The organism is Pelagibius marinus, assembly GCF_014925385.1.
GTDB lineage: Bacteria > Pseudomonadota > Alphaproteobacteria > Kiloniellales > Kiloniellaceae > Pelagibius > Pelagibius marinus.
The window spans coordinates 69,557-89,455 of record NZ_JACSDK010000013.1 but is presented as its reverse complement, the minus strand read 5'-3'; the positions used below and the strand labels follow the sequence as shown (position 1 = coordinate 89,455).

Below are 19,899 nucleotides of genomic sequence, written 5' to 3'. Positions count from 1 at the left end.
GATACCGAAACCCCGGGGCTGCGACATCGGCAAGAAACAGCGCCCCTCTATATCTCCATCCTAGCGACTGAACGGCAGGCCGAGAGAGGACCCGGCGGCCGGCGGTCCGGGCGAGCAATCAGCAATCGACGAACCTGGTGACGTGACATGAGCAACTCCGAAGTTTTCGGCTCGCCGATGATCCTGACCGGCAACAAACCCGTCAGCCCCTTCGGCGCGGCCCCCTATGCCCCGCGACGCGACGCGATCCCGGCGCGGGCGATCCGCCGGCTGGGCGGTTTCCTGGGAACCCTGCTGCGGCGGGCCTTCGTTCCCAACGACCAGACGCGGCGGATCCGCAAGACCGCTGTCGCGCTGTCCCGGCTCGATGACCGGACCCTGCGCGACATCGGCCTGAACCGGGCCTCGATCATTTCCTCGGCGTGCCAGGCGGAGTTGCAGCGCAGCCCCCGCTCCGGGCGCCAACCTTTCTAACCCTCTACCCGGACGGGCCGCCCGCAGGGGGAAGCGGCGGCCCGCCCGGAACGCCGGCGGGGAACGCCTGCGTCTGCAAAGCCACCTTGGGCAGGTCATGGGATGGGAGAACCCTCAAAGCGTGCGGCGTCGAATGAGCGGCTGACCGGCAGTTCAGCGCCCCGGCCGCCGGTCGCCAAGCTGCCTTTTCTCTGGTGCGCCCCTCGGCTAATCTGCTTGGCGCCCCCGGCAGGCAGCCCGCCTGCGCCTCCGGACCGCCCCCGGGATAGCGTTCGTGCGGTGAGGCAGGGGGCCGCGCAAGGGGTCGCCATGTCCGCGCCGAAATCCAAAACCCGACCGCAGGAACCGCCGCCGCAGGGGACCGACTCCGATTTCCTGGCGCTCATGGCGGCGCGGCTGCCGGCGGTGTTCTATCGTGGCCGCCTGGAGGCGGAGAGCCTGCGCCTGGACTCGGTGAGCGGGCGCGCCGAAGAAATCACCGGCCACGACGCCGAGATGCTCTGCGCCGGCGACAACCCTTTCGACCGCCTGATCCACCCGGAAGACCGGCCCGCCTACCGCCAGGCCCTGCGGCAGGCCGCGGCCGACGGCGGCGCCAGCCTGGACTACCGCCTGCAGCGGCCCGACGGCACCACCGTCCGCTGCCGCGACGAGATCGCCGTTGCGGCCGGCGCGGTGACCGGCATGCTGCTCAGCCTCGGCGCCGCGCGGCCCGAGGTGCTGGAGGAGGAAGAGATCCTGCGCCAGCGGCGCAGCATCATCGATCAGGCCTCCCACCCCATCGTGCTGTCGGATACGCAAGGGAACATCACCGCCTGCAACCGTGCCGCCCAGTCCCTCTTCGGCACCGCCTGCGAAGAGGTCGCCGGGCGCAATTTCGCCGATGTCCTGCTGGCGCCCGAAAGCCGCGCCGCCTACCGCGACACCCTTGCCGGGCTGCTGGCGCAGCCGGGCGAGGGAACCGCCCCCGCCGCCCTTTCCCTGACCGCCTGCCGCAATGACGGCGGACTGCTGCCGGTCGAGGTCATGGCCAGCGTCATCACCCTGGCCGGCGTGCGCAGCGTGGTGACCGAGCTGCACGACATCAGCGAAAGGATCAATGCCGAGGAGGAACTGGAGCGGGTCTGGCGCCTGCTGCGCGATGCCGTCGACAACATCCCCAACGGCTTCGCCATCTACGGCGAGGACCAGCGCCTGATTCTCTGCAACGCCTCCTACGCCTCGCTCTACGACGCCAGCCCGGAGGACATGGTCGGCACATCGACCCTGGAAAACTACCTGAGGGGCCGGGCGAAGATGAAGATCTTCGACGGCCGGGCGGTGGACGCCAGTACGGAAGACGAAGACGACGGCATCTGGCTGGACAAGGTCATCGCCGCCGAGAAGGAACCGGTGGAGTTTCAGCTGCACGACGGCACCTGGCTGCAGACCTCGACCCACCCGATCCACGGCGGCGGGCGCGTCTATGTCCGCACCGACATCACGAAGCTGAAACGCATCGAGGAATCGCTGCGTCAGAGCGAGCAGAAGTTCCGCGTCCTGGTGGAGAACAATCCTCTGCCGCTGTGGCTCACCGACACCGAGAGCGGCGAGGTGCTCTACCACAGCCCGGCCGCGGCGGAGCTGCTGGGCTACAGCTGGCCGGTCACCGAGCACTACCGCTCCGAACGCTCCTTCGCCTCGCCGGAGGAGCGCGCGGCCTGCACCGACGAGCTGGTCGAGAAAGGCCGCCTGGACGGCCGCGTGACGCGGCTGAAGAAGGCCGACGGCAAGGAGTTCTGGGGCGCCGTCTCGGCCCGCCTGGCGAAGATCGGCGAGCGCACCTTCTCCATCGGCACCGTGGTCGACCTGACCGAGCAGATGGCCAAGGAGGCCGAGCTGCTCGAGGCCCGCGAGACCCTGCAGGACGCGGTGGAATCGCTCTCCGAGGGCTTTGCGCTCTACGACGCCAAGGACCGCCTGGTGATGTGCAACCGGCGCTACCGCGATTTCAATTTCATGAGCGCCGACGCCCTGCAGCCGGGCGCCCCCTGGCTGGACTTCATCCGCGTCGGCGCCGAGCGCGGCCAGTACGTCGGCGCCGAGGGCCGTGTCGAGGAATGGCTGGAGGAGCGCAAGAAGCTGCGCCACCAGTTCTCCACCGAGATGGAGTTCCAGCAGGCCGACGGGCGCTGGTTCCAGTTCTCCAACCAGCCGACCCGACAGGGCGGCATCGTGGTGACCCGCACCGACGTCACCAACCGCAAGGAGATGGAGCGGGCCCTGCGCGAAAGCGAAAGCCTGGTCCGCTCGATTCTCGAGTCCTCGCCGGTGCCGGTGGCCATGGTGCGGGCTGAAGACGGGCTGGTGATCTACGAGAGCCCGGCCTCGCGGCGCGTCTTCGGGCAGATGCAGACCTCGGGCGAGCCTTCCTACATCCGCGATCTCTACGTCAATCCGGAAGACCGCCTGCGCTACCTGGAACTGCTTCGCAGCCAGGGCACGGTCGAGGGCTTTGAGGTGCAGCTGCGCCGCTCCGACGGCCAGATCATCTGGGTCTCACTGACCGCCAGCCTCATCGAATACCAGGGCGAGGAGATGATTGTCGCCAGCGCCCACGACCTGACGGAGCGGCGCGCGGTGGAAGAGCAGATGGCCCGCCAGCGCGAGGCGCTGTACCAGAGCGAGAAGCTGAGCGCCCTGGGGTCGCTGCTGGCCGGCGTGGCGCACGAGCTGAACAACCCGCTGTCGGTCGTCGTCGGCCATGCCCAGTTGATGAAGGAGACCGCGAAGGATCCGCGCACCGTCCAGCGCGCCGAGAAGATCGGCAACGCCGCCGACCGCTGCTCGCGCATCGTGAAGTCCTTCCTGGCCATGGCGCGCCAGCGTCCGCCGGAGCGCCGCGCTGTCGACCTCTGCGACATCGTGCAGGCAACCCTGGATGTCACCGGCTATTCGCTGCGCACCGCCAACATCGAGGTGGACCTGGACATCGGCCCCGAAGTGCCGCCGGTCTGGGCCGATTCCGACCAGCTGAACCAGGTGGTTACCAACATCATCGTCAACGCCCAGCAGGCGATGATGGAAGTCTCGGGTCCGCGCGTGCTGACCATCCAGGGAACCTACGACGCCCCGCACGACGAGGTGCGTCTGCGCCTGGCGGATACCGGCCCCGGCATTCCCGGGGAGATCCGCAAGCGCATCTTCGAGCCCTTCTTCACCACCAAGGACATCGGCGAGGGCACCGGCGTCGGCCTTGCCGTCAGCCACCGCATCGTCGAAGCCCACGATGGCCGCATCCGCGTCGACAGCACGCCGGGCAAGGGCACCGTCTTCACCCTGGTGCTGCCGGCCAGCACCGAGGAGACCGAGACGCCGGCGGAGAGCCAGGCGGCGGCGGCCGACAGCCCCAGTGTCCGCGTCCTGATCATCGACGACGAGCCGGATGTCGTGCAGACCCTGGCGGAGATTCTGACGGCCCAGGGCCACGACGTGATGACGGCCGATTCCGGCATGCGCGCGCTGGACCTGATCGAAGGCCACACCTTCGACGTCATCCTCAGCGACGTGCGCATGCCCAAGCTGGACGGACCAAGCCTCTATGCCGCGCTGGAGCGCAAGGACCCCAACCTGCTGCGCCGCACCGCCTTCGTCTCCGGCGACACGCTCAGCCCCTCGGCACGGGTCTTCCTGCAGCGGGTCCAGCGCCCCTTCATCGAGAAACCCTTCAACCTGGACGAGGTGCGTGGCCTCATCGCGCAGATCCTGGCCGAGCAGGCGCAGGGCGCCCCGCACAAGGCCCCATGAACAACGCGGCAGTCCCCTTGATTTAAGGAACACATGGCAATGCAAGGGCAGAAGCACATTGTCGTCGTCGACGACGAACCCGGCATCCGCGAGACCATCCAGGAATACCTGGAGCTGCACGACTTCCGCGTCACCCCCGCCGACGGCGGCGAGGCGCTGCGCGAGGTGGTGGACGAGAACGACGTCGACCTGGTGCTGCTCGACATCCGCATGCCCGGCGAGGACGGCCTTTCGCTGGCGCGCTACCTGCGCGGCAACAGCGACGTCGGCATCATCATGCTGACGGCGGCCGGCGAGGTGGTCGATCGCATCGTCGGCCTGGAGATGGGCGCCGACGACTACCTGGCCAAGCCCGTCGACCTGCGCGAGCTGCTGGCCCGCATCAAGGCGGTGCTGCGCCGCGCCGAGAAGATGCAGGCGGCGGAAGGCGACGACGAAGCCGCCGACGCCCGCCTGGCGCGCTTCGGCCGCTTCACCCTCAATCTCGACTCCCACAAGCTGTTCGACTCGGAAGGCGGCGAGGTCCCGCTGACGGGCATGGAGTTCGACCTGCTGAAAGCCTTCGCCGACAATCCCAACCGGGTGCTGAGCCGCGACCAGTTGCTGAACCTGGCGCACAACCGCGACTGGGAGCCCTTCGACCGCTCCATCGACATCCGCATCGCCCGCATCCGCCGCAAGATCGAGAGCGACCCCGCCAAGCCCCAGGTCATCAAGACCGTGCGCGGCGCCGGCTACATCTATTCAACGGCGAAGGGCTGATCCCGCCAGCAGTTCTGCGGACGCGGGCCGTCACTGCGGAATACGGTCTTCGTAGGCCTCCTTGAGCGCCGACCAGCCGGACCAGAACGTGGCGGGTTCCGTACCGGATACCTCGGCGACCAGGAGGTCGAGGTGCATGTGCCAGCCCGCGCTGACGCCCACCTTGCCCGAGCGCTCGACAAGGCCCCTATGGGTCACCGTGAGCAGCACCCGGTCGCCCTTCGGCTGCAGTTCGAAGGTCACGTCACCATCGCCCCAGGCGATCGTGAGGCTGTGCGGAGGGTCGAACGCGATCACCCGGCTTTCCAAGCGGTGCTCGGCGGGAAAGCTGTCGGGACGCGGGTCGTTCGGGCGGCTGAGGTCGTCGTTGCGCCAGACCAGCTCCAGCGGCGCGCCGGGGCTCAGCGTCATCTCGCCCGAGGCGAGCCACTTGCGGCGCTTGTCGCTCTCGGTCAGGTAGCTCCAGATCCGCTCCACCGGGCCTGGCAGCCAGCGCTGGATCACAAGGGTCGACCTGTCGGTCAGGGTGCCGAAGTCATCGGCCTGGTTTTGATCAGTCATGTCGCATCTCTTTCGGTCTTGATAATTCCGGACTGACGGAAGCCGGCGGCGCTCAACGCTCCTCCACGCAAAGGACATCGCGATAGGCGCAGAGCTTGTCGAGAAGGTCTTTCTCCGCGGTAAGGATCGCTTCGCTCTCAGCAGAACCGACGACCTGGATCATGTAACTCTGCGCCGGATGCCCTTCCGCGAAGATAAAGGGATAGCTCACGTCTGCCGCCAGATTGGCGGCGATATCCTTGTCGGTCAGATTCGGGGCATAGAACATGAGATGCGGCATCGGCCTGGTGTGGACCTTCATGTCGGGAAGCATCCAGGTGCGCAACACCGGAGCGACCATGTAGGAAAGGCCGGGCTGTTCAGGCGCCGTATAGGTTCCGTTGCCGTAGCGCGCCTCGATTTCCGCCTTCAGCGCCTCGGGGGCCAGCCCCTCGATCCGCAGCGCCGCCACGTCCATCAGGACCTTGAAGTAGGTCTCGACCCCGGCGGCGTCGTAGCACAGCGGCACATAGATATCGTTGCGGTACTCGGCCTGCTCCCAGGCCGTCCGCGACACCATGCAGGCGACGCCGTTGCTCCCCTCTTTGGCGACTTCATAGCCTTTCGCGGGATCGAGCAGGTAGACCGTCGCCTCCGCGCGGATGTGCGCCGGCGCGGCGCTGAGCGCGAAGCGGGTTTCGAGGTCGGCGGGCATCTTCTCGATAGCGGTTCCAGCGGTGCCGGCCGCGGCAGTGGAAAGTATCATCCCACCCAGGCCGAGGCCTGCGGCTATTGCCAGGCAGGCGAGTGATTGTTGGCTGGTCATTCGTCTTCTCTTTTCGGGGGATCGGAGAGCTCGGAGGCATTCTGGGCGTCTTCTTCGCGAAGGAGGCGTTCCAGGGTGTCGAGCTTGCGTGTCCAGAACTGCTCGTAGAAAGCGATCTCGTCATGCGCGCGTTCCAGCGGCGCGGCCTCCAGGTGGCACACATGGGTCCGCCACCGGATCTCGCGGCGAATGAGGCCCGCCTTTTCCAGGACCTTGATGTGTTTCGAGGCCGCGGCGAGCGACATCGGATGCGGTTCCGCCAGTTCGCCGACAGTGCGTTCGCCGGCTGCGAGGTCGCGAAGCATCCGGCGCCGGGTCTCGTCGCTGAGGGCATGGAAAATGGCATCCATCGGGTGGGTTTCTCGTTCAACCATATTGTTAAATTAAAGCCGCCCGGCGGATCAGTCAACAAAATAGTTGAATGATAGATTCTGCTGTCCGTGGCGGAGGGACCGCGCGGTAAAGTGCGCCGGCTAGCGGTCCCCGGGCACGCCGTAGCGTGGTGCGGCTGAGGGGTCCAGCGCCCGCGTCACATAGGCCTCGAGCTGAGGCTCGTAGAGCTGCCAAAGCTTGGTCAGCTCGGCGACCGGGCAGTTCTCGGTCCAGTCGACGCGCAGGTCGGCGATCGGCCAGTCGACCTCACCGACGACACTCAGGCCGGCCGAATGGACCGGGCCCGCCTCACCGCCGGCAGCGACGGCGGCCTGCAGGGCGGTCAGCAGCCTGGCGGCAAGGTGCCCGCGGCTCGCCAGGAAGGCGTCGACGATCACCTGCGGAATGGAGTCGGTGGTCAGGAGATTGCCGCCGCTGGCGACGCCGCGGCCGCGCGCCTCGCCGACGATGCCCAGCGCATGGGAACCGGAATAGACCGCCGATCCGCCGCGCCCGTCCACGGCGATGAGCTGGCGGTAGGCGATATGCTCCGCCGTCTTCGCCACAGTTGCGACGGCGTCCTCGGCGCTCGCCCCCTCGCCCAGCAGATCGAGCAGGCGCGTTCCCAGTCTCGGGTCCGTGATGTTCTGGCTCAGCACGGCCCCCGTGCGCGGGCGGACGAAGGCACACCTGGCCGCAACGGCCGGTGACGACGACGAAACGGCGACGCCGAACATGCCCGTGTCAGGGCAATGCGCCGCAATGGAAAACGTCATGGCCGGGGTTCCTGTGGTTCATGCCGGGAATGATCCGGGTATGAGGCTTCGGCTTTCTCCTCCGCGGCAGGACGGTAAGCCAGGTACTTGCGCTGGGTGGCGATATGGTCCGCCAGGAACTTGGCGTCGTGCCAGACCCCCCAGATGAAGGAGGATCCCCGCCGCGACAGCCAGGGCAGCCCCAGGAAATAGACCCCGGGCTCAGATGAAACCCCGCGCTGGTGCTTCGGCCTGCCGTCCCGATCGAAGGCGTCGACCTTCAGCCAGCTGAAATCCAGCGCAAAGCCGGTTGCCCAGATGATCGAGGCGATCCCGGCCGCCGCCAGGTCCAACGCAAGAAGGGGATCGGCCATGCAGGGCGGGTCCGGCGCGAACTTGCGGGCCTCCGGCTCCTCCGGAAGGTCGAGGCCGTTGCGGGCGACATAGGCGTCGGCTTCGGCCAGGAGCGAGAGGTAGTAGGCGTCGCCTTGCGCGATATTGTCCCCCAGATCCGGCGCGAAACTCAGCACGCCGTCCTTGAAGGCTTTCGTCAGGCCGACGAGGTTCATCCCCTGCTCGGCAAGACGCCGGAAGTCGACCGTATGGCCGCCCTGGGCGCCGCTCACCGCAATGGTGACATGTTCCGCGCCAGCCTCGGGGGTCTCGGCATCCCACTTGCCGAGAACCCCCAGCCACCAGACGAAGTCGCGCCCGCGATAGCTGCGTGGCGGACGCTGGTGCGGGCCGACCGAGAGGTAGACGGGCTTTCCCGCCCGCAGCAGTTCCTCCGCGATCTGCACCCCCGACGATCCCGCCCCGACCACCAGCACCGCACCTTCCGGCAACTGGCCGGGGTTCCGGTAGGCGCTGGAATGGATCTGCAGGACACCCGCCTCTTCAGGCACGATGGCCGGGATGACGGGGTGCTGAAACGGCCCGGTGGCGGCAACCACGCAGTCGGCTTCGATCACACCCTCAGAGGTTTCGACACGGAAGCCGGGACGATCCGCATGCCGTCGCACCTCCCTCACCTCCACACCGCAGCGCAGGGGCGCCGCGATCATCTCCGCGTAGGCGACGAAGTAGTCCGCGACCCTCTCCTTCGGAGGAAAAGCATCGGGATCGATCCCGGGAAAGGTCATGCCCGGAAACCTGTCGTGCCAGGCCGGGCCGTTGGCGACCAGGGAGTCCCATCTTTGCGAGCGCCAGCGTTCGGCAATGCGGTGCCGCTCCAGAACCAGATGAGGTACACCGCTCTTGCTCAGGTGCTCGCTCATGGCCAGGCCCGCCTGGCCGCCGCCGACAACGAGGGCCTCTACTTTCTCAGCGGACATGCGTGGGCCCCCAATGGTTCGGCTTTCCAAGTGTCTCGGCGGATCTGCCGCCAGTCTAGGGGATACCTTCGACCGGGAAAAATATGAAATCCTCCCGCCTCGGCCGCCTCGCCGAGAACAGCGTCTGATAGGGCTGGAGGGCGCAGCCGAAAGCCGTCAAGCTGTCCCGGCCGGCAGAATGGAGAGCCGAAGACCCCCGCAGTTCCCTTCACCTCGTGCCTGATCCGACGGAGACCGAGATGGCCCATACCCGCATCCGCAAGTTCAACACCAAGGACACCTATCCGGAACAGAGACTGGACAACGACTTGTGCCAGGCGGTGGTCACGACCGGCGGCAGGACCGTCTGGCTGCGCGGTCAGTGTCCGCAGAACCTGGACGATGCGGTGAACATCGACAGCCACGATCCCGCGGCGCAGACCCACAAGGTGATGCAGAACATCCAGCAGCTGATCGAAGAGGCCGGCGGCGGCATGGAGCACCTGGTGAAGATCGTCGTCTACATCACCGACGTGCGCCACCGCGAGGCGGTCTACCGCACCATCGGCGAGTACATCAAAGGCGTGCACCCCGTCTCCACCGGGCTGGTGGTGCAGGCCCTGGCCCGCCCCGAATGGCTGGTCGAGATCGACGGCACGGCGGTGATTCCCGACGAGCCGTCATAATCCGTCGTTTCCCGCCGCTATCGCCACGGCCTGCAGATCGAGATTTTGCCGGAGAACTACGGGGGGCTGGACTAGCGAAGCGACTCCCTCGGCACCAGGAACTCTACACGCAGTCCGGGCGCATTGTCCGCGAGGGTCACCTTGATCCCGTGCAGCCCGGCGATCGAGCGCACGATGTTCATGCCCAACCCGTTGCCATTCGTGCGGCGGCTGCGGTCGCCGCGGTAGAAGCGTGTGAAGACCCGCTGGCGCTCTGCTTCCGGTATTCCCGGGCCTGTGTCGGCGATGACCAGGCGGGCGCCGTCGGTGGCAGGGGAGAGCGACAGCGAGATTTCGGTGCCGGACGCGGTGTGAACAATGGCATTTTCGAGTACATTGGCGATCATCTGCACGAGTAGGGCGCGGTCGCCCTGCAGCTGCACCCCCGGAGCGATTTGGCTGCTGAGGCGCTTGCCGCTCTCCGCCGCCATCACTTCATAGGTTTCCGCCAACTCGCCGGACAGCGCCGAAAAGTCGAGAGTGCGGAAGCCCGCCCGGCGCGTGCCCGCCTCGATCTCGCCGATGCGCAGCAGCGCGTCGAAGGTGACGAGCAGCGTGCTGATCTCGGACTTCACCGCCTCGATCTCAGACTCGAGCTCCGCGCCCGCCGGCCGGCGTTCCTGCAGCGACTCCAAGCGGTTGCTGACCCGGGTCAGGGGCGTGCGCAGATCGTGCGCGATGCCGCTCGACACGTCGCGGATGTTGCGGGTCAGCGCCTCGATGCTGTCGAGCATGGCGTTGATGTTGGCGGTCAGGCGGTCGAACTCGTCGCCGCTACCGCGCAGCGGCGCGCGCTCGTGCAGACCACCGTCGCGGATGCGCGCTGCCGTCGCGTCGATCGCCTCTATGCGCCGCAGCACCATGGCGCTCATCATGGCGCCGCACAGCAGGGCCAGCGGTAGCGAGATGGCGAGCGTCCAGCCGGTGCCCGCGACCATCAGCTCCCAGGTGTCGTGCACCTGTTCCAGGTCGCTCACCACCGCCAGCCACGACCCGTCCGGCAGCCGCTCCGCCCTGCCCAGCCATTCCTCTTCGTCGTCCTCGCCCACCGGCACGAATTCGAACCAGTCGCTCTCGAAACGGGAGAGGCCGAGGTCGCCGAACAGCGCCTCTCCGCTTGGCCCGGCCAGCTGATAGGATAGGCCGGTCTCGCCCGTCTTGGCCGCGCGCGCCGCCAGCGCGTTTAGGAGCGTCTCCCGCCCCTGCGCCGCCTCGGCCGCCAGTGCGCGCAGCTCCTCGGCCACCTCGTCCTTCAGCTCTGCCCGGAAGATCGCCATCGCTGCGGCGCCGCCGGCGAAGATCACGGTGAGCGTGACGACGACGAAGACCGCCGCATAGGCCATCGTCAGGCGGAACGAGGCCGAGGCGAAGATCTTAGTCGGGCGCCGTGAGAACATATCCCGATCCTCGGACGGTCTTGATCAGTTCTGCCTCGAAGGGCTTGTCGATCTTGGTGCGCAGCCGGCTCATGTGGGTCTCGACGACGCTGGTCTTCGGCTCGAAGTGATACTCCCAAACGTGTTCGAGCAGCATGGTCCTGGTAACCACCTCACCCTGGTGCTCCATCAGGTATTCGAGCAGGCGAAACTCGCGCGGCTGCAGCTCGATGCGCTGGCCGGCACGCTCCACCCGGCGGGCAAGCCGGTCCAGCGTCAGATCCGCCACCTGCAGCAGGTTGCTGGTCGCGGCCATCGGCGGCCGCCGCACCAGCGCGCGCAGCCGCGCGCGCAGTTCGGCAAAGGCGAAGGGTTTCACCAGGTAGTCGTCGCCGCCGGCATCAAGGCCGCTGATTCGGTCGTCCAGCCCGCTGAGAGCGCTGAGAAACAGCACCGGCGTGGTCACCTCGGCTTCGCGCAGCAGCCGTACCACGTTCAGCCCATCCATGCCGGGCAGAAGCCGGTCGACGATCAAGACGTCGTAATCGCCGTCGCCGGCCAGGAACATCCCATCGCGGCCGGTCGCGGCACGGTCGATCATGTCGCCCTGCTCCCTCAGGCCACGCTCGATGAATTCGGCCGTTTCGTCGTCGTCTTCGATCAGCAGTACTTTCAAAGCACCTCGCACCTCCGTCGCGGGGCCGCGGACAGGGAGTCTACACCACCTGCCGCGGCCCGCCACAGCCTGAGCGTGCGGCCGGAGTGCGCGGCTGCCGCCCCGGCACGCCTCAGAACACGAAGCTGGTCTCGTCGATCTCGGGCGCCTGCACCCCCGCCAGCAGGATCGAGCCGGCACCCAGGTCGATCTGAGTCCCGGACGCAATCTGCTGAATGGTCAGATCCTGGAAGGTGAGTGCCGTGGCGCTGAGATCGATGCTGTCGCAATCGGCCTCGAAGCCGTAGACGATGTCGTCGCCCTCGTCGAGGCCGAAGGAGAAGACGTCGCTCCCCAGGCCGCCGTTCATGCGGTCGTCCCCGGCGCCGCCGGTCAGCGTGTCGTCGCCGCGGCCGCCGAAAAGCCAGTCGTCGCCGTCATCGCCGCACAGCCGGTCGTCGCCGGCGCCGCCGAACAACCGATCGTCGCCATCACCACCCTGCAGCCCGTCACCGCCGCGGCCGCCGAAGAGCCGATCATTGCCGCCGAGGCCGAGCAGAATCTCGTCCTCCCTGCCGCCGATCAAGTGATCGTTGTGGTTATCTCCGACAATCAGGTCGTCGAACTCGAGCAGGTCTTCCGCCGGGTCACGGCTGACCGCGACCAGGAAGTCGTTGTAGTCGCCGTCGAAGTCCGGATCCGTGATGCGCAGGTCCTCGAAGCCGACGACGGTGAGGCCGTCTTCCCCTCCGACATCGAGGCAGTCGAAATCCAGCTCGGTGGCCTGAGAGCCGGCCGCCGGATTGAGGAAATTGAAACCGTCCTCGCCACCCAGCGCATGAAAGCCCTGGATCGGCAGGGGCACGCCCTCCTCGTCGGTGATCAGCGGCGCGAGGTTGTCGTCCAGGGTCGCGGCCTCGCCGGTAAGGAAGTTCTGGAAGTAGAGACCACCCTCCTCGAACTCGGAGAGGTCGAGGGGGTAGTCCTCGACATCGGAGATCAGGAACAGGCCGAGCCCCTGGCCTTCTTCCAGGTCGACTTCGATCTGCTCGCCGAACTCCAGGTCTTCCGAGCTGTCGAAGAGGATCCAACCCTCGCCGATCTCATGCGTCTCCAGGTCGAAAACGTAGGCGCCGAGGGCGCTCTCGTAGAGAGCTTCCTGGCCGAGATAGGTGACGTAGAGCGGCGAGTTTGGCGTGAAGTCCTCGATGTCCGGGTGGTCGACGTCCTCGCCGAGGGCGCCGGGGCCGGTCTGGCGGATGCCGATCAGCTCGACGCTGAGCTCCGGCTCACCTTCCTCGTCGATATCCTCCTCGGTCAGGATCTGACCGACGCCGGGGGCATAGTACTTGTACTCCAGGACATCGGGTTCCAGGGCGGTGGTGTCCTGGGTCTGCAACACCTGATCGAAATCACCGAAGGCGATGGAGACATCCTCGTCCGTGCCGAGCACGAGCCCCTCGTCTTCGGCCTCGCCGGCAAGGAACTCCTGGTAGTAGCTGTCACCCACCTGCGGGTCCGCCGGCATGGCCCAGCCGGGCAGCGCGCCGTCGACGCCGGTCTCCCAGGAACCCTCCGTGCTGGTGGCGATGTACTGCCCGTCGTCGTCGTACTCGTAACTGTAGGACAGTTCGCCGAGGTACCAGACGTTGCCGTCCGTGTCCTGGGCATAATAGTCGAGAGTGTCCTCGATCAGCACACCGTCCAGGTAGCCGGTATCATGCACCACGACGACCTGCACTCCGTCGATGCTCGTCGTTTCGAAGGTGACGAAGACGTCGTTGCTCTCGGTCTCGGTCTCGCCGCTGTCTTCGTCCACCTTGCTGCCGCTGTAGCTCAGCACACTGCCTTCGATGAGCGGGAAGTAGGTATTGTCGACCGGCGCTCCGGGCACGAAGACCGCCGCCCCGTAGTTGGGAAGGATCGCCATTTCTCGTCCACCTTTCTCCGGGCTCCTCCCGACCAGCGCTGCAATACGCGAGAGGAGCTTCCGACCGGGTCCACCGAACCGGCGCTGGCCCCTGCAGTCTGCGAGCACCGGGCTTACCGCAGGACAGCCGCGCACCTTACGGATCGGTAAGGAACCTGCTGCACTGCACCTATGTTTCACGGTGCTGCTCGCTTCTGCCTTGACATGACACGTGGAGGAGCGGCCATCATGCAGTCAGGTCAGAGAGGGGTCCGAGATCACCGAAGAGGGCTTTCCGGCAATGCTAAAGATACGGCATGCGCGGCGCCCCGCCTTCGGTCCGCTTGCAGCGCTCTCCGCCGCGACGCTGCTATGGGCCCCACTGGCGCTGGCCCAGGAGCAGCAGGAAGAAGAAGAGCTTGAAGACCGCCACATCCTCTTCGACATCGAGAACCCGCCTGAGCTCAGCTACCGGCTCACCGAGCAGCTGTCCTTCGGGGCGGCACTGGACAGCGAATTCAACTACGAAGGCGACTTCGATCTCGACGCCTCGGAGGATCAGGACCTTGCCCGCCTGAACCCCGAACTCGCGGTCAGCTTCGGACTCGACGTCTCGGAGAACATCTTCGCCTACCTTGAGGTTCACCTGGAAAGGGATTTCGATTTCCGCGCGCCGGGCGACGAGCCCGATCCGGAAACTAAGCTGATCGTTGACGAGGCCTACCTGACCTTTTCGGATATCGTCGAGAGCCTCTCCCTGCAGGTGGGCCGGGCGCGCCTGCGGGACCGGCGCGAATGGTTGATGGACCAGGAACTGGATGGCCTGCGCACCTTTCTGCGCCTCAGCCCCTTTGGTCTGGAGCTGGCCGCCAACCGCGAGCAGTTCTTCGACTACGACCTGCTGCACAAGGACTCCATCACCGCGATCGACAACTACCTGGCCAAGCTGCGCTACAGGCCCGATGAAACCTTCGAGGCGAACGGCTATGTCCTCATCCGCGACAACCGGGACGCCGACGCGGACGACCTCACCTTCCTCGGCGTGCAGGCCATCGCCGACTGGCCGGGCGGCGGTGGATGGTGGCTGGACAGCGCTTTTGTATTCGGCCGCGAAGACGAAAGCCAGGTCAGCGGCTTCGCGCTCGACGCCGGCGTTACCGTGGTGTCCGACGCGCCGCTCGGGCTGTCGGGCACCCTGGCCGCCGCCTTCGGATCGGGCGACAGCGACCCGGAGGACGGCCATGACCATGCGTTCCGCCAGAGCGGCCTGCAGGAGAACCAGGATGGATTCAACGGAATCACGCGCTTCAAGTACTACGGCGAGGTCCTCGATCCCGAACTCAGCAACCTTGTCGTGCTGACCGCCGGGCTCGGCCTGCGCCCGAGCGAAGGCAGTTCGCTCGATCTCGTCTATCATCGCTACTGGCAGCCTCAGGCGGCGGACTTTCTGCGCGAAGCCGCGCTGGACGCGGATCCCGGCGGGCGCCACCACCACCTTGGCGACGAGATCGACCTGGTGCTGGGCTTGAGCGAGATCGAAGCGGTCGATATCGAGGCGGCTGTCGGAGTCTTCCTGCCGGGCAAGGCCTATTCCGCAGAGAACGACGCTGCCTTCCTAGCCAGAGTCGAGGTCAGCTTCGACTTCTAGAAGCGGCGCGAGGCGGTCGGTTGCCCTCACCCCACCGGCTGGAAGCTCTCGGCCCGCGCCATGTTCCAGAAGCGGGTGTAGTCGGACTTTTCACAGTCGCCGTTGATGAGGGCGCCCTTTCCAGCGTCCAGTAGGCTTCCTCGGCGGAGAGGGTCTCGCCGTTCTTCTGGCGCACCATGATGTGGCGCGGCTGCAGGTCGTCGGGCTTGTCGAAGCCGGCGGCCCCGACGATCTCGGCAAGCCGGTCGACCTGCGCGAACTGCTGGCCCGCATCAAGACCGTGCGCGGCGCCGACTACATCTACTCGACCGGGAAGAGTTGACGGCCTTCACAACCGCCATCCCGGGCGAGCCAGGCGAACTCAAGGCTGAGGCTTTAGCGGAAATGCGGCGATGACCCTCTAGCCGCCGGCCGGATCGTCTCTGGGTACTCGTTCCGGCACCGACGCGATACCGCAGATGTCCGTTGCCCTCCGACTTCCACTACCCGGCGAAGACCATCTGTGATCCCGGCTTGATCGGCGCAGGCCCGGTACCCATATATGCGGTGTGGTCATGAGCGCTCGGCAGAAGCACCAAGACCGGTGCGGGAGGGCCGCTATGATGATCAAAGATCTTCTGCAAAAGCAACGCGGGACGGAAGCGACAATCGGGGCCCAGGCCAAGGTCGCTGAGGCGGCGGCCTTGCTGGCGGCGCAACATATTGATGTGGTTGTCGTCTGCGATTCCGAACACAGGGTCCTCGGCGTCGTCACCGAGAGCGACATCTTAGGCGACATCGTGAATTGCAAGGGAGGCGCATACCTCTGCAACGCCCCGGTTTCCAAGATCATGGTGCAGGAAGTTGCAAGCTGCAGCAGGAAAGATGATCTGGATGACGTTCGGGCAATGATGATTGAGCGGGGCCTGCGGCGGGTTCCGGTTGTTGATGGCGATGGCCGGTTGATCGGTCTTGTCAGTTTGCGCGAACTTCTGCTCCACCAGTACCAAGCGGCTGAGATCGAGGAAGGTGACCTCGAGCACTATTTCTTCGGGGTCGGATATCAGTAAGCCTTGATCCGCGGCTGTGACGAGGAGACGGACAATGCTCGTTGAGACAGCCCTTCGCAAGAAAGACAGAGAGGCCGCGACAATGCCCTCGGATGCGACACTTGCCGAGGCCGCCGCGATGCTTCTGGACAAGCATGTCGGCGTCATCGTCGTCTGCGACAACGAAGGGCGGGTGCTGGGCATCGTTACCGATAGCGACATCATGCGGCACATCGCCTGTTGCCCGGGCGAGACGTGCAACTGCGGGTCGCGCATCGATGCCGTGATGACCCGTAAGGTCGTCACTTGCAGGCCGGATGAGACGCTCAGCGATGCTTGGTCGCGCCTGGACAGCCACGGTCTCAGGCGGATCCCCGTAGTCGGTGAGGATGAGAAGTTCCTGGGCATCATCAACCTGCGGGACATCTTCCATCTGCTCCGTCATGAAAAGCAGTTGGAGGCCCATGAGTTCGAATTCTTCATTGCTCCGCCGGCGGCACGCGGAGAGGACATGCCGGAAGTCCTGAATATCCTGCACGAGGAGCACCGCAGAATCGGATGCGTTCTTGTGTGCCTGCGGCATCTCGCACAAAGCCTCGGCAAAATGGAGCATGAGGTGGACAGCGGATTGCTTTCGGCGATTCTTGACTACATGGATGCCTTCCCGGACACGATCCACCACCCCAAGGAAGAGCGTTTCCTCTTCTCTGCCCTGCGCCGCCGGAGGCCCGGCGAGTCGGAAGTGATCGACCAGTTGGTCAAGGAACACGAGACCGGAAAGCTGCTGCTTACAGGACTTCGAGCCACGCTGCCGGACCTGGCCCGCGACCCGGCCAGCCGCGAGCGCTTTCGGCAGGCGGTGAAGCACTACGTCGAATTCGAAGGGGCGCACATGCGCCAGGAAGAGAGGGTATTCATGCCCCTGGCGGCAAGGTACTTGACGGACGCGGATTGGCGGCAGATCGCCGCGGCCTTCAGGCGCGACAGTGATCCCCTGTTCGGGCGGGAACGCAGGGCAGAGTTCGAAAAGCTGTACCGGCACATTCTTCACGAGCTGCCCGACGCGCCGATCTTTCACCATGCGGCTTGACCCGCTGGCGAAGCGGCCCCGGAAACGGTTTAGCGTCTGGGCGGGCCCGGCCGACCGCCGGGTCCGCCCTACCGAGTCCGCCGCCGGGACTGGCTATTGGACGCCGAGGATTTCCTTGGCCTGAGCCAGGGTCTCCACCGAGGCGGCGTGCTGGCCGCCCTGGTGCAGGCGCTCGCCTTCGTTGCGCAGTTCCATGACCTGCGCCTTCTGGTCGGCGCTCAGGCTGGCCGTCTGCAACGCCTGGTCGATCTTGGCGATGTCGGACGGGCATTGAGAGGCGAAGGCCGGCCCGGCAAGGGCCAGGGACAGGAGAGCCGCGGATACAAGTGCTTTCATCTCGAACTTCCTCCAAGGATGGCTGTGAAGATCAAGGCAGAGCGGCAAGCCCAAGTGAACCCCATCCCCCCGTCCGGCGGCCAGGGCCATTCGCGGGCCAAGGGGCAGCGGGCGATCACAAACTCGTGATCGCCTCAGCTTTCGGAGGCGTCGGGCCGCTGCGCGGCGGCGCCCAGCCAGGACACCTTCTGCCGTGCCTCATCCAGCGCCGCCTCGGCGCTTCCGAAGACCCGCTCCCCGAAGAAGCCGACGGGAAACCAGCCGCGGGCGTCCTCCACATCGCGGCGGTATTCCTCGAAGCCGAAGGTCCCGTCCGGCCGCCGGAAGACATCGACGCAGCGGCTTTCGCCCCCTGCGTATGAACTGGGCGCATTGATCGACGCCACCACCTTGTTCTTATGCTCCACGCGACGATTCCACTTCGCCTTCCCGCAACTCCAGGGTCATGAAGGCGCTGAAGGGGTCGAGGACATAGTCGGCGAAGGGCCTGCAGGTGGCGAAGCCGAAGCGGCTGTAGAGCCCGCGCGCCGGGGCGAAATCCTCGGTGGCGCCGGTCTCCAGGCTGAGGCGCCGGTAGCCGCGCGCGCGCGCCTCTTCCAGGATGTGCTCCACCATGCGGCGCGCCACGCCGCGGCCGCGCGCCGCCGCCGCCGTGTGCATGGACTTGATCTCGCCGTGGGTGGGATCGAGCTGCTTCAGCGCGCCGCAGCCGAGCAGCGCCGGACCGTCCCAGAGCGTCCAGAAGGTGACATCGGGCGATCGCAACCCATCCAGGTCCAGCGCGTGCACGCTCTCCGGCGGCGAGATCGACCGCATGAGGTCCAGGTGGGCTTCCAGCAGGGCCAATATCTCAGGCCCGCTGAGGTCGTCTTCTCGGATGATCATGGGTGGACTTACAATCATTGCTCTTGGTGAACCAGCCGGAAGTTGCCCCAGTCGGCCCGCAGCGCGCAAGTGGCAACAACCCCTCACCCTCCCGCTGACGCGAGCCCCTTCCTCTCCCCGCAAGTGGGCCGAGGGGCAAAAAAACGAACCCTCGCCCCCTGAAAGGGGGAGAGGGTTGCGCAGTCTTGGTGAGCGAAGCGAGCCTAGACGAAGCTGGGTGAGGGGGTGGGCGCGCGGCGCCTTACGCCACCCGCCTGCCCGCGGTATAAACCGTGCGGATCACCGGGTGGTCGCCGACCTGGCGCACGCGCAGCAGGTCGGCGCGCTTGCCCGGGGCGATCTCGCCGCGGTCGTCCAGCCCGGCGGCCCTGGCGGCGTTGAGGCTGGCGATCTTCACCGCCTCGGGCAGCGACATCCCGACGTCATCCTCGGTGAGGCGCAGGGTGGCGGCCAGCAGGGAGATCGGCACGTAGTCCGAGGCCAGCACGTCCAGCAGGCCCGCCCTGGCGAGGTCGAGGGCCGAGAGGTTGCCGGACTGGCTGCCGCCCTTCACCACGTTGGGCGCGCCCATGATGGTGGTCATGCCGCGTTCCTTGGCCGCCTCCGCCGCGACCATGGTGGTTGGAAACTCGGAGAGGGTCATGCCCAGGCGCGACGCCTCCTCCACGTGCTCCGGGGTCTCGTCGTCGTGGGCGGCCACGGGGATGCCGCGCTCGGCCGCCATCCTGGCCACCGCCTCGCGGTAGGTCGGCGCGAAGGTGCGCGAAGCCTCGGCATCGCGGCGGAAACGCTCGTCCACCTGGTCCGCGGGCACGTGGAACAGCTTCACCAGAACCTCGCGGTACTTCTCCGGGTCGGGAAACTGGCGCTGGCCGACGGTGTGCTCCATGACCGAGACGAGCTGCAGCAGCGGGTGGTCCATCTGCGGGGCGATCTGGTCCAAGAGCGTCGGGTCGGTCACCTCGCAGCGCAGGTGCAAGAGGTGCTGGCTGCGGAAGACGCCCAGCTCCTCGCCCTTCTCCACCGCGGCCATGATCTCGCCCAGCAGGTCGCGGCGGGTCTGGTCGGCGTCGCGCAGGCCGACCACCAGGGAATCGAAGACCGTGGTGATGCCGGCCGCCGCCACCTGGGCGTCGTGGGCGATGGCCGCCTGCAGGGGCTCCCAGTGGACGCCGGGGCGCGGCACCACGTGGCGCTCGCAGTGGTCGGTGTGCAGGTCGACCAGGCCGGGGATCAGCAGCTCGCCGCCGCAGTCCAGGGCGTCGCCCGGCACGGCGCCGCCCTCCTCCACCGCGGTGATGACGCCGTCTTCCACGGTGACGCTGCCGCGGAACACCGCCTCGGCCGTCACCACCTCGGCGTTGGCGAGACGCAGCGAGTTGTCTTCCGCCGAGACCAGCCGTTCCATAAATTCTTCCT

General features: G+C 66.6%; 20 protein-coding genes. 8 read left to right on the top strand and 12 right to left on the bottom strand.

What is annotated here, in order from left to right; translation table 11 throughout:
• Positions 1-147 precede the first annotated feature (147 nt).
• The 3 genes from H7X47_RS15190 to H7X47_RS15180 all read left to right on the top strand — a co-directional run bounded on the left by H7X47_RS15190 (position 148) and on the right by H7X47_RS15180 (position 5,022).
• Positions 148-474 carry a DUF1127 domain-containing protein gene (locus tag H7X47_RS15190; RefSeq protein ID WP_193369561.1) on the top strand — a complete coding sequence of 109 codons (327 nt, stop codon included), beginning with the start codon at positions 148-150 and terminating at the stop codon, positions 472-474.
• Positions 475-783: 309 nt separating this feature from the next.
• Positions 784-4,260 (top strand): hybrid sensor histidine kinase/response regulator, encoded by a 3,477-nt coding sequence (locus tag H7X47_RS15185; protein WP_193369560.1) that lies wholly within the window; start codon positions 784-786, stop codon positions 4,258-4,260.
• Between the two features lie 39 nt (positions 4,261-4,299).
• Positions 4,300-5,022 carry a response regulator gene (locus tag H7X47_RS15180; RefSeq protein WP_193369559.1) on the top strand — a complete coding sequence of 241 codons (723 nt, stop codon included), beginning with the start codon at positions 4,300-4,302 and terminating at the stop codon, positions 5,020-5,022.
• Positions 5,023-5,052: 30 nt separating this feature from the next.
• Here H7X47_RS15180 and H7X47_RS15175 read toward each other — a convergent pair whose 3' ends face one another.
• The 5 genes from H7X47_RS15175 to H7X47_RS15155 all read right to left on the bottom strand — a co-directional run bounded on the left by H7X47_RS15175 (position 5,053) and on the right by H7X47_RS15155 (position 8,849).
• Complete coding sequence (locus tag H7X47_RS15175; protein WP_193369558.1) at positions 5,053-5,583, bottom strand: SRPBCC family protein; 531 nt, start codon at positions 5,581-5,583, stop codon at positions 5,053-5,055.
• A 52-nt stretch (positions 5,584-5,635) separates the two neighbouring features.
• Positions 5,636-6,388, bottom strand: coding sequence for a hypothetical protein (locus H7X47_RS15170; protein WP_193369557.1), 753 nt, complete (start codon positions 6,386-6,388; stop codon positions 5,636-5,638).
• Entirely contained in the window at positions 6,385-6,738 is a 354-nt protein-coding gene (locus tag H7X47_RS15165) for an ArsR/SmtB family transcription factor (RefSeq protein ID WP_322096494.1), read from the bottom strand. Before H7X47_RS15165 ends, H7X47_RS15170 begins: the two co-directional genes overlap by 4 nt.
• Before the next feature lie 123 nt (positions 6,739-6,861).
• Positions 6,862-7,536 (bottom strand): DUF1028 domain-containing protein, encoded by a 675-nt coding sequence (locus tag H7X47_RS15160; protein WP_193369555.1) that lies wholly within the window; start codon positions 7,534-7,536, stop codon positions 6,862-6,864.
• Positions 7,533-8,849, bottom strand: coding sequence for a flavin-containing monooxygenase (locus H7X47_RS15155; RefSeq protein WP_193369554.1), 1,317 nt, complete (start codon positions 8,847-8,849; stop codon positions 7,533-7,535). Before H7X47_RS15155 ends, H7X47_RS15160 begins: the two co-directional genes overlap by 4 nt.
• A gap of 239 nt (positions 8,850-9,088) precedes the next feature.
• On the opposite strand from H7X47_RS15155, the gene H7X47_RS15150 reads away from it, so the two are divergent.
• Positions 9,089-9,514: a RidA family protein gene (locus H7X47_RS15150; RefSeq protein WP_193369553.1), complete on the top strand. Its 426-nt coding sequence runs from the start codon at positions 9,089-9,091 to the stop codon at positions 9,512-9,514.
• Positions 9,515-9,585: 71 nt separating this feature from the next.
• Here the strand turns inward: H7X47_RS15150 and H7X47_RS15145 are convergent, their stop codons facing one another.
• The 3 genes from H7X47_RS15145 to H7X47_RS15135 all read right to left on the bottom strand — a co-directional run bounded on the left by H7X47_RS15145 (position 9,586) and on the right by H7X47_RS15135 (position 13,514).
• Positions 9,586-10,950, bottom strand: coding sequence for a sensor histidine kinase (locus H7X47_RS15145; RefSeq protein ID WP_193369552.1), 1,365 nt, complete (start codon positions 10,948-10,950; stop codon positions 9,586-9,588).
• A complete protein-coding gene (locus H7X47_RS15140) occupies positions 10,928-11,605 on the bottom strand; it encodes a response regulator transcription factor (protein ID WP_193369551.1) in 678 nt (225 codons plus the stop codon). Before H7X47_RS15140 ends, H7X47_RS15145 begins: the two co-directional genes overlap by 23 nt.
• Positions 11,606-11,717: 112 nt before the next feature.
• Entirely contained in the window at positions 11,718-13,514 is a 1,797-nt protein-coding gene (locus tag H7X47_RS15135; protein WP_193369550.1) for a calcium-binding protein, read from the bottom strand.
• A 280-nt stretch (positions 13,515-13,794) separates the two neighbouring features.
• Here H7X47_RS15135 and H7X47_RS15130 point away from each other — a divergent pair, with 280 nt between their 5' ends.
• The 4 genes from H7X47_RS15130 to H7X47_RS15115 all read left to right on the top strand — a co-directional run bounded on the left by H7X47_RS15130 (position 13,795) and on the right by H7X47_RS15115 (position 17,259).
• Positions 13,795-15,141, top strand: coding sequence for an alginate export family protein (locus H7X47_RS15130; RefSeq protein ID WP_193369549.1), 1,347 nt, complete (start codon positions 13,795-13,797; stop codon positions 15,139-15,141).
• A gap of 181 nt (positions 15,142-15,322) precedes the next feature.
• Complete coding sequence (locus H7X47_RS15125; protein WP_193369548.1) at positions 15,323-15,463, top strand: hypothetical protein; 141 nt, start codon at positions 15,323-15,325, stop codon at positions 15,461-15,463.
• Between the two features lie 277 nt (positions 15,464-15,740).
• Positions 15,741-16,190, top strand: coding sequence for a CBS domain-containing protein (locus H7X47_RS15120; protein ID WP_193369547.1), 450 nt, complete (start codon positions 15,741-15,743; stop codon positions 16,188-16,190).
• Positions 16,191-16,224: 34 nt separating this feature from the next.
• Entirely contained in the window at positions 16,225-17,259 is a 1,035-nt protein-coding gene (locus tag H7X47_RS15115) for a CBS domain-containing protein (protein WP_193369546.1), read from the top strand.
• Positions 17,260-17,352: 93 nt separating this feature from the next.
• Here the strand turns inward: H7X47_RS15115 and H7X47_RS15110 are convergent, their stop codons facing one another.
• The 4 genes from H7X47_RS15110 to H7X47_RS15095 all read right to left on the bottom strand — a co-directional run bounded on the left by H7X47_RS15110 (position 17,353) and on the right by H7X47_RS15095 (position 19,888).
• On the bottom strand, positions 17,353-17,595 hold the full coding sequence (locus tag H7X47_RS15110; protein WP_193369545.1) for a PA2433 domain-containing protein: 243 nt from the start codon (positions 17,593-17,595) through the stop codon (positions 17,353-17,355).
• Positions 17,596-17,729: 134 nt separating this feature from the next.
• Positions 17,730-18,002 (bottom strand): hypothetical protein, encoded by a 273-nt coding sequence (locus H7X47_RS15105; RefSeq protein ID WP_227010519.1) that lies wholly within the window; start codon positions 18,000-18,002, stop codon positions 17,730-17,732.
• Positions 17,992-18,480: a GNAT family N-acetyltransferase gene (locus H7X47_RS15100; protein ID WP_193369544.1), complete on the bottom strand. Its 489-nt coding sequence runs from the start codon at positions 18,478-18,480 to the stop codon at positions 17,992-17,994. Before H7X47_RS15100 ends, H7X47_RS15105 begins: the two co-directional genes overlap by 11 nt.
• Positions 18,481-18,721: 241 nt before the next feature.
• The gene (locus H7X47_RS15095; RefSeq protein WP_193369543.1) at positions 18,722-19,888 is read right to left on the bottom strand and encodes an alpha-D-ribose 1-methylphosphonate 5-triphosphate diphosphatase; all 1,167 of its coding nucleotides are present in this window, start codon (positions 19,886-19,888) and stop codon (positions 18,722-18,724) included.
• Between the last annotated feature and the right edge of the window lie 11 nt (positions 19,889-19,899).

Bases quoted from the DNA above. Each gene is read 5' to 3' on its own strand.
- H7X47_RS15190 (WP_193369561.1), top strand. From the start codon at position 148: ATGAGCAACTCCGAAGTTTTCGGCTCGCCGATGATCCTGACCGGCAAC.
- H7X47_RS15185 (WP_193369560.1), top strand. From the start codon at position 784: ATGTCCGCGCCGAAATCCAAAACCCGACCGCAGGAACCGCCGCCGCAG.
- H7X47_RS15180 (WP_193369559.1), top strand. From the start codon at position 4,300: ATGCAAGGGCAGAAGCACATTGTCGTCGTCGACGACGAACCCGGCATC.
- H7X47_RS15175 (WP_193369558.1), bottom strand. From the start codon at position 5,583: ATGACTGATCAAAACCAGGCCGATGACTTCGGCACCCTGACCGACAGG.
- H7X47_RS15170 (WP_193369557.1), bottom strand. From the start codon at position 6,388: ATGACCAGCCAACAATCACTCGCCTGCCTGGCAATAGCCGCAGGCCTC.
- H7X47_RS15165 (WP_322096494.1), bottom strand. From the start codon at position 6,738: ATGGATGCCATTTTCCATGCCCTCAGCGACGAGACCCGGCGCCGGATG.
- H7X47_RS15160 (WP_193369555.1), bottom strand. From the start codon at position 7,536: ATGACGTTTTCCATTGCGGCGCATTGCCCTGACACGGGCATGTTCGGC.
- H7X47_RS15155 (WP_193369554.1), bottom strand. From the start codon at position 8,849: ATGTCCGCTGAGAAAGTAGAGGCCCTCGTTGTCGGCGGCGGCCAGGCG.
- H7X47_RS15150 (WP_193369553.1), top strand. From the start codon at position 9,089: ATGGCCCATACCCGCATCCGCAAGTTCAACACCAAGGACACCTATCCG.
- H7X47_RS15145 (WP_193369552.1), bottom strand. From the start codon at position 10,950: ATGTTCTCACGGCGCCCGACTAAGATCTTCGCCTCGGCCTCGTTCCGC.
- H7X47_RS15135 (WP_193369550.1), bottom strand. From the start codon at position 13,514: ATGGCGATCCTTCCCAACTACGGGGCGGCGGTCTTCGTGCCCGGAGCG.
- H7X47_RS15130 (WP_193369549.1), top strand. From the start codon at position 13,795: ATGCTAAAGATACGGCATGCGCGGCGCCCCGCCTTCGGTCCGCTTGCA.
- H7X47_RS15120 (WP_193369547.1), top strand. From the start codon at position 15,741: ATGATGATCAAAGATCTTCTGCAAAAGCAACGCGGGACGGAAGCGACA.
- H7X47_RS15115 (WP_193369546.1), top strand. From the start codon at position 16,225: ATGCTCGTTGAGACAGCCCTTCGCAAGAAAGACAGAGAGGCCGCGACA.
- H7X47_RS15110 (WP_193369545.1), bottom strand. From the start codon at position 17,595: ATGAAAGCACTTGTATCCGCGGCTCTCCTGTCCCTGGCCCTTGCCGGG.
- H7X47_RS15100 (WP_193369544.1), bottom strand. From the start codon at position 18,480: ATGATCATCCGAGAAGACGACCTCAGCGGGCCTGAGATATTGGCCCTG.
- H7X47_RS15095 (WP_193369543.1), bottom strand. From the start codon at position 19,888: ATGGAACGGCTGGTCTCGGCGGAAGACAACTCGCTGCGTCTCGCCAAC.